This is a genomic window from Flavobacterium sp. (assembly GCF_039916025.1).
In the GTDB taxonomy this organism is placed as follows: Bacteria; Bacteroidota; Bacteroidia; order Flavobacteriales; family Flavobacteriaceae; genus Flavobacterium.
Genome location: NZ_JBDSMB010000025.1, coordinates 1 through 8,130, shown reverse-complemented (window position 1 = coordinate 8,130; position 8,130 = coordinate 1). Strand labels below are relative to the sequence as shown.

Below are 8,130 nucleotides of genomic sequence, written 5' to 3'. Positions count from 1 at the left end.
CAAAATTATGCCGAGGCTCAGACCTGGTTTTTAAAAGCAGTCGAAAGCAACAACTACAAAGCGATGGAGAAAATGGGAGATATCTACCAAAATGGATATGGGGTAAAAAAAGACAAAAGGATCGCCGAAATATGGCGTACAAAAGCGGCTCAGGCCAAAAACAACTAATTCAATTTAATTGAAAAGAATGAAAAAAATAATTGCCATAACCCTACTGCTGCTTAACGCTCATTTTGCAATTGCGCAAAACACTATTGCAAAATTGAAATATGAAGAAGCAGAAGAAGCTTATTCAGCTACAAACTATGAGTTAACCATAAGCAAATTAAAAGAAGTAGAGACACTTTTAAAAACCACAAATCCTAAAATCTTATACCTTAGAATAAGCGCTCAATCTAAAATTATTGCCGAGAATCCGTATGAAGATTTTGATTTGGTTAGTAATACAAGGATTTTAAGCACAAAGTATTTAAAAGCCTATGAAAGTTTGCCAAACAATGAAGATAAGTATAGGGATATTTATAAGATTTCTGAAAAACTAAAATCACTTCCAGCTACAACTCAGGATTTCGATTTAAAAAAGAAACAGATAGAGATTGATTCTGCCGAAAGAAAAAAAGAAGAAGTAAACAATAAGCTTAAATATGAAGAAGCTTTCAGGAATTATGTCTACATCGAGGGGTTAAAAATTGGCCTCACATTACAGGAGACTATTAAAGAATACCCTCGTTATAAAAAATATATTAAAAACGCAACCCAACAGGTCACAAGAGGAAGTTTTGATTATGCTATATTTTCAAAAGAAGGATATGGCTCTAATGACGTTGCTGGCTTTTTCATAAAGAACAATAAAGCCATCGGTTATATGATTATCATTAATGATTTTTCCAATGCTATGCGGAAAATAAATAAGGATTTAAATTTTGAACCCGTGGTTACTATAAAAGAAGAAGGTCTATCTCCTTATTTTCAGTCTGCTAAAACGGCAACTTATATATGGAAGAAAAATAATAAAAGCATCGAATTAACTCAGATGACTGTCGTAATGCTTTCGGGCAGTATTTCTGTAACCGAATCAATTTCTTCCGTTGACCAAGACTTAGCCAAATAATCTTTAAATATTTATCCCAAACATATCATGAAAAAAATAGCTGCATTAACCCTATTACTTATTATAACTGCTCAATCTACTTTTGCCCAAAACAATATTGCTGTATTGAAATATGAAGAAGCAGAAGAAGCTTATTCAGCCGCAAATTATGAGTTGACCATAAGCAAATTAAAGGAAGTGGAAACTATGTTAAAAACCACAAATCCTAAAATCTTATATCTTAGAATAAGCGCTCAATCTAAAATTATTGAAGGAAATCCGTTTGGCGAGTTTGCCATTATTGGAAATACCAAAAAATTAGCAGCCAAGTATTTAGCCGATTATAGCAAATTGCCCAACAATGAAGAAAAGTATAAAGACATCTACAAGATTTCTGAAAAGCTGAAATCATTACCCAATACGATTCAGGAATTCGAAACCCAGAAAAAACAATATGCACAAGCCGATGAATCCCGGAAGTTGGATGTGATTGCTAATCAAAAAAGAGACGAAGAAAATTTCATGAACTTTGTTTATAATAAAGAATATAAAATGGGGTTAACTTTAGAGGAAACCATCAATGCTTATCCTCTTTTTAAAAAGCATTATAAAATCAAAAACAAAACAGATGATACTTATGACTATGTCATTGCCCGAAAAGATGGAGTTGCTTTTGAAGCATTTGTTTCATTTTTCCTAAAAAACAATAGGACTATAGGTTATTATGTAAATGTTATTGGAAGCATTTATGATGTACGGACAGAAAATGATCAGGTCTCACAAAAAATTGCTTTGGACATCGTAAACACTTTAAAAAAGGAGTTTAACTTTGATCCAATTGTAACGACAAAAGAAACACCAACAGCCGGTTACAGCTCAAACAGCACAACTGACTATACCTGGAAAAAAAACAACAAAACATTTTTTATAACACACTCGCGACTTGTTGAAACTAATGGTCAGATACATAATTCAGTATCTGTGATTTCTATGGATCAGGACTTAGCTAAAGGAAATGGCGAAACACCAAAAAAACAATCTTCAGGATTAATTTCTAAATAATAATTTTTATTTTCTCTGAAAGTTGATTTTCTCACCAACATCCAATCTGTTATTCTTTGCCAGAACGCCACACATGTGAAATAACATTCGGGCGCCAACGTTGCCGTCCCAATCATCATTTTCTCCCGGTGCTACTTCTACTAAATCGAAGCCTATTATTTCCCTGTCACTTCCTGCCAATTTGTTAAACAAATAAGTCGCCTGTTCAAACGAAAATCCACCAGGAACCGGTGTTCCTGTATTTGGGCAATACCAAGGATACATTCCATCAATATCAAAACTGATATGTACTTTTTGTGGTAAACTTGCAATAATAGCCTCACATTGTTCAGCCCAGGTTTTGCCTCCAAAAGTTTCGGATTTTAAATCGGCATCTGTGTTAATTAAAACTCTTCCGTTTAACTGTTGGGCAACTTCAACTTCCTGTTCGCTGAAATCGCGAATACCAACCTGAACTATTTTTGAGATTTGAGGAATCTGTAAAGCATTATACATTATCGATGCATGAGAATAGGTAAAGCCTTCATAAGAAATACGCAAATCCATATGGGCATCGAGGTGCAATATTCCAAAATCATCGTGTATCGAAGCCAACGCTTCATAATAGCCCAATGGTGTGGAATGATCGCCGCCAAGCAACGCAACTTTTTTACCTTGTTTCATCCAGAATAATACTTTTTCCTTGACTTCAGAATGCAGGTCGCGACATACTTTGTTGATTGCTTCTAAATCTGAAAGCAAACTTGGATGATTGTTTAAATCTTCTCCTTTTTCAAGTGCCTGGATTATAGGTTGCGCTAATGCTTTGTAACTATTTGAATTTATTTTCCAATGCTCAGGTGCTTCATCATAATACATTCCAAGTTTCCATAACTCAGGAAAGTCCTGATGGTTCAAATCTACCTGAAATGAGGCGTCCAAAACCGCTTCCGGACCATCCGAAGCTCCGGCGCCGTAACTCACAGTTACTTCCCATGGCACAGGAACAATAATGATTTCTGACTGTTCTGCCGAAAATGGTAATCCAAAAATGGTGGCATCCGCCAACCCTGGCTGGCTTGGATCGAAAGCATTTATGATTTGTTGTTTGGTCATTTTTTATTTATTTACGAAGAGACAAGGCATGCCTTGTTTGTACTATATTTTGGCAAAGTTATCCCGAAACTTCGGGATTGCAAAGTATTTTTGGTATGGATATAAAAAAGAAAGCCACAATACTTTCGCATTATGGCTTTTCTTAATTCTATATTTTTGATTTATTCTTTTATGAATTTATAAGATACTTTGGCATTATTGAAATACACATTGTAAATCCCTTTTGCTAAAGAACTAATATCAATACTTTCTTCATTAGAAGTTACCGCTTTTGTCAAAACTGTTTGTCCTAACATATTGTAGATAGTTACACTTTCTTCACTATCAAAATCACCTTTAACGTTTAATATATTCGCAGCTGGATTAGGATATAATACAAAGTGATTTTTAACTGATTCATCAATTCCTAAGAATGGAGTTACAGTAAGCTGGAATGTTCTTATTACAGTTGTACCGCTTGTAGCAGTCATAGTGATTGGATAAGTTCCAGGCGCTAAAACAGTACCAACAATTGGTGATTGTGTAAGAGCAGCATCACAGTTCTGAGTTATTGGATTAGCCAAAGTCGCATAGCTTGGTAATGTATATGTATTCCCTGGACCAGCAACTACTGTTTGATCAGCAATTACAGCCATTGTCAATGCTAAAGCCGGCATCGTATATCCTCTGTCTGTGAATCTTTCTGTAAATACCTGAATATCCGCACATGGGTAATTCAAATTGATTGCAGCCTGTCTTACTGCTATTGCAGAAGTTTGTTGATTAGATGAAGAAGTAGTCAATGCTAAACCATTCAGGAATGCTTTATCCATTTTTGTTCTACCAACTATATCGTAAATCTGCATTAAAACTGTAACCCAAACCTGTCCGTCAGTATGGGCTGCACCACCCTGCAATCCAACTAAATCACCTGGATAGTATCCACCATAATCAGTGGTTCTTCCTGACCAGCAAACATTATGTCCATCCCATTTGAACATCCATTGGTATGCTGCATCTGTAGATAACAATTGGTTAAAACTTCTGTGATATGATTGAGCCCAATAATCTCCATTACCTTCTCCAATATATGGCGATGTATTTCCATTGGTCATCCAGTCGTGTATTCCATGTCCGAATTCGTGCATAATAACATCTGAGTCTTCAGCATCATCCACACATCCTTCTCCAAAAGCTAATGAATCACTAGAAGGTAAGTAATGTGAGTTATCTGCTCCGTTTAACCCTGACGAATCAAATCTAAGAACTCCACCATTTAAAGATGGTCTGCAATTAATTCCCAATGTGGTGTTGATGTATCTTAAACCTTCATCTAAATGATAAAAAATATTTACTGCTTCAAAAGCATTGTTATCTCTGGTGAAGCTAAATGCGCTTGTTGCCTGAGTGAATACACCTGTAGTTGGTGCTTCAAAATCAGAAATATCTACAAAAGAACTTCTTAATCTGTATACTCCTGAAGTCAAATCAATTTCCTGTAGCGTTACTGCTGCTCTAGCATTTGCCAATTGTGTTGTATTCAAATCGTTACCATCAACATAACCTGTTGCTCCATAAGCAACATGTGCTGCAGATAAAGGATTTGTCAAATATACCATAGCAGTTCCTGTTGTATAAGCAAAAGGAGCCAATGGAGTTACTGGTGGACTTGCTTTTGCAGTTCCAAAAGATTTTTTATGATGATAAATTGCCTCGTCATAGGTACTTAATATGCTTCCAGTTTGTGCATCAACCAAAACCACCCAGCTTCCATTACCGCTTTGTGGATTTGTAACAACTCTGTAAACTAATTTAGTCTGGTCATTTACGCTGGTAACAAATAGATTATTTTCAGCAACCGTATATTCGCAGGTAAATTTCAGATTCTCTTTGGATGCATCTAATGCAGCTTCTTTAGAAATACCTGGCGTTGTAGCAATATTCTGAATTTCGTTTTTATATGAATCGGTAGTATATACAAGCTCTTTAGCCGGATTGAAGTTTACTACAATTTCTGACTGGTACACAGGTACATCATTCATCATTTGTTGGAAACGAAGAGTTTCTCCGGCATCACTTTTAAAAACAAATGAAAGTTTGAAAGCGTCAGTAGGTTTAATTCTTAAGTCAGTCGCATGAGTTGATATCCATTGTCTTGCAACGCCTTCGTTTTCGGAAACTTGGGCAAAGCCGGAAAATGAAATTACAGTTAATGCTAAAGTTGCGAAATGTAATTTTAGTTTCATTTTTTTAATTTAAATTAATTTGGTGGTATTTGTTAATAAGGATTTGCAAATCAACGAATTGTTTTTCAGAAATCAAATTATTTTGCTGTTAAAATTCCTCGTTTTAGTATTTGTCCAAAATCATACATGTCTTCATACGAACAGTAAAAAGGCACTGGTGCTAATCGGATTACATTGGGCTCACGCCAATCGGTGATTACACCATTTTTCATCAAATATTCGAAGAGGCTTCTTCCTTGTCCGTGAAGAAAAACGGAAAGTTGGCAAGCTCTCTCTACCTGATTCGCTGGCGTTATTATTTCGAAATCTGTGCCTTCAGTCTCATTATCAATTTCATGCAAAATGAATTCTAAGTAAGCAGTTATTTTATTTCTTTTGGTGATAAGCTTTTCCATTCCTACTTCGGCAAACATTTCTACAGAAGCTAAATACGGAGCCAAAGACAATATTGGCAGATTACTCACCTGCCAGCCATCAGCGCCGACAATTGGGTCGTATTTTGGTTCCATCAAAAAACGTCTTTCTTTATTTTGTGACCACCAACCTCCAAATCGCGCCAAATCTTTGTTGGCATGATGCTTTTCGTGAATAAAACAGCCCGAAGCATTTCCCGGTCCGGAATTCATATATTTATAAGAACACCAGGCGGCAAAATCTATATCCCAATCGTGTAATTCTAATTTTATATTTCCGGCTGCATGCGCTAAATCAAAACCTACCAATGCACCTGCTTTATGACCAGCTTCGGCGATGGTTTTCATGTCAAACACCTGACCTGTGTAATAATTGACGCCACCAATTAATACCAAAGCCAACTCATCGCCAACCTCATCAATTTTGGCCAAAATATCTTCTAAGCGAATGTTATGCTCGCCTTCTCTTCTTTTAATTTCTACAATCGCATCTTCTGTTTTATAACCACGATAATGAACCTGGCTTTGAAACATATATTGATCGGAAGGAAATGCTTTTTCTTCGCAAATGATTTTGTAACGTGTTTTTGTAGGTTGGTAAAATGACACCATCAGCAAATGTAAATTTACTGTCAAGGTATTCATCACCGTAACTTCTGAAGGTTTTGCTCCTACCAATTTACTCAACGGATTGGCAAATCGTTCGTGATAATCCCACCAAGGCTTTTTGGCATAGAAATGTCCTTCGACAGCAAGGCTTGACCAATCATTCATTACCTCATCAACATATTGTTTGGTGCGTTTTGGCTGTAATCCCAAAGAGTTTCCGGTAAAATAAATTACATTTTTGCCGTTGTGCTGTGGAAATAGGAATTCGTTGCGATAGTGTTTTAATTCGTCCTGCGTGTCGAGTTGTTGTGCAAATTCACGTGTATTTTGGAATATCATTTTTTTAATTTAGGAAGAGACAAGGCAATGCCTTGTCTGTACAAAAATAGAAAAAAGAACAAAGAGAAAAGAACAAAGAGAAAAGAAAATTTGAAACCGAAGTTTGTCTTTAGCCCTGATAGGAGCTAGCTACCATGTAGCGCGGATAGCAGGAACATGGTTTATTGAAAAAGCCCGAGCCATTCGCTCCAAAAAAAATCCCAACATTACTGTCGGGATTTATATATGAATCAATATGATTAGATTATCAACATTGCGTCTCCATAAGAATAGAAACGGTATTTTTCTTTGATTGCTTCTTCGTATGCTTTTTTCATTAAGTCATGACCACAAAACGCAGAAACCATCATTAATAAAGTTGATTTTGGTGTGTGGAAATTTGTTACCATACAATCAGCAATGCTAAAATCGTGAGGTGGAAAAATAAATTTATTTGTCCAGCCTGTAAAAGGATTCAAGGTTCTTTGTGATGAAACTGAACTTTCAATAGCACGCATTGAAGTTGTTCCGATACAACAAATTTTACTCTTTCTAACCTTAGCGCTGTTGACAATATCACAGGCTTCCTGAGTGATGATTAACTCTTCTGAGTCCATTTTGTGTTTTGATAAATCTTCAACTTCAACTGGGTTGAATGTTCCCAAACCAACGTGTAATGTTACTTCAGCAAAGTTGATTCCTTTGATTTCCAATTTCTTTAAAAGATGTTTAGAAAAGTGCAAACCAGCGGTTGGAGCAGCAACTGCGCCTTCTTCTTTGGCATAAATAGTTTGGTAACGTTCTGCATCTTCTTCCGTTACTTCTCTGTTTATGTATTTCGGAATTGGAGTTTCTCCAAGTTCGGTTAATTTTCTTCTGAATTCTTCATACGAACCATCATATAAGAAACGCAATGTTCTTCCACGTGAAGTAGTATTGTCAATTACCTCAGCTACTAGTGAATCATCATCGCCAAAATAAAGTTTGTTACCAATTCTGATTTTACGGGCGGGATCAACTAAAACATCCCAAAGACGTTGCTCTGCATTCAATTCTCTTAATAAGAAAACTTCAATACGCGCTCCTGTTTTTTCTTTGTTTCCATACATACGAGCCGGAAAAACTTTGGTATTGTTCAAAATCATCACATCGCCATCGTCGAAATAATCGATAATGTCTTTGAATGTTTTGTGCTCAATAGTTTTGTTTTTTCTGTTGACAACCATTAATCTGGCTTCGTCTCTGTTTTCTGCTGGAAATTCAGCTAATAATTCGGCTGGAAGATTGAACTGGAAATGAGATAATTTCATATAAGAAT

At 36.0% G+C, this 8,130-nt stretch carries 6 protein-coding genes; 2 read left to right on the top strand and 4 right to left on the bottom strand.

Going from position 1 to position 8,130, the window contains the following annotated elements; genetic code table 11:
- Nucleotides 1–187: 187 nt before the first annotated feature.
- Both ABIQ27_RS01470 and ABIQ27_RS01465 read left to right on the top strand, forming a co-directional pair.
- A complete protein-coding gene (locus ABIQ27_RS01470) occupies nt 188–1,111 on the top strand; it encodes a hypothetical protein (RefSeq protein ID WP_348031379.1) in 924 nt (307 codons plus the stop codon).
- Nucleotides 1,112–1,138: 27 nt separating this feature from the next.
- Nucleotides 1,139–2,152, top strand: a complete 1,014-nt coding sequence (locus tag ABIQ27_RS01465; RefSeq protein WP_348031377.1) for a hypothetical protein — start codon at nt 1,139–1,141, stop codon at nt 2,150–2,152.
- Between the two features lie 6 nt (nt 2,153–2,158).
- Here ABIQ27_RS01465 and ABIQ27_RS01460 read toward each other — a convergent pair whose 3' ends face one another.
- The 4 genes from ABIQ27_RS01460 to queA form a co-directional block, all read right to left on the bottom strand.
- Nucleotides 2,159–3,247 carry an agmatinase family protein gene (locus tag ABIQ27_RS01460; RefSeq protein ID WP_348031375.1) on the bottom strand — a complete coding sequence of 363 codons (1,089 nt, stop codon included), beginning with the start codon at nt 3,245–3,247 and terminating at the stop codon, nt 2,159–2,161.
- A gap of 161 nt (nt 3,248–3,408) precedes the next feature.
- On the bottom strand, nt 3,409–5,472 hold the full coding sequence (locus ABIQ27_RS01455) for a T9SS type A sorting domain-containing protein (RefSeq protein WP_348031373.1): 2,064 nt from the start codon (nt 5,470–5,472) through the stop codon (nt 3,409–3,411).
- A gap of 77 nt (nt 5,473–5,549) precedes the next feature.
- Nucleotides 5,550–6,833, bottom strand: coding sequence for a kynureninase (gene kynU, locus ABIQ27_RS01450; protein ID WP_348031371.1), 1,284 nt, complete (start codon nt 6,831–6,833; stop codon nt 5,550–5,552).
- Nucleotides 6,834–7,072: 239 nt separating this feature from the next.
- Entirely contained in the window at nt 7,073–8,122 is a 1,050-nt protein-coding gene (gene queA, locus ABIQ27_RS01445; protein WP_348031381.1) for a tRNA preQ1(34) S-adenosylmethionine ribosyltransferase-isomerase QueA, read from the bottom strand.
- Between the last annotated feature and the right edge of the window lie 8 nt (nt 8,123–8,130).

Coding starts and splice junctions, on each gene's coding strand:
- ABIQ27_RS01470 (WP_348031379.1), top strand. CDS start 188: ATGAAAAAAATAATTGCCATAACCCTACTGCTGCTTAACGCTCATTTT.
- ABIQ27_RS01465 (WP_348031377.1), top strand. CDS start 1,139: ATGAAAAAAATAGCTGCATTAACCCTATTACTTATTATAACTGCTCAA.
- ABIQ27_RS01460 (WP_348031375.1), bottom strand. CDS start 3,247: ATGACCAAACAACAAATCATAAATGCTTTCGATCCAAGCCAGCCAGGG.
- ABIQ27_RS01455 (WP_348031373.1), bottom strand. CDS start 5,472: ATGAAACTAAAATTACATTTCGCAACTTTAGCATTAACTGTAATTTCA.
- kynU (WP_348031371.1), bottom strand. CDS start 6,833: ATGATATTCCAAAATACACGTGAATTTGCACAACAACTCGACACGCAG.
- queA (WP_348031381.1), bottom strand. CDS start 8,122: ATGAAATTATCTCATTTCCAGTTCAATCTTCCAGCCGAATTATTAGCT.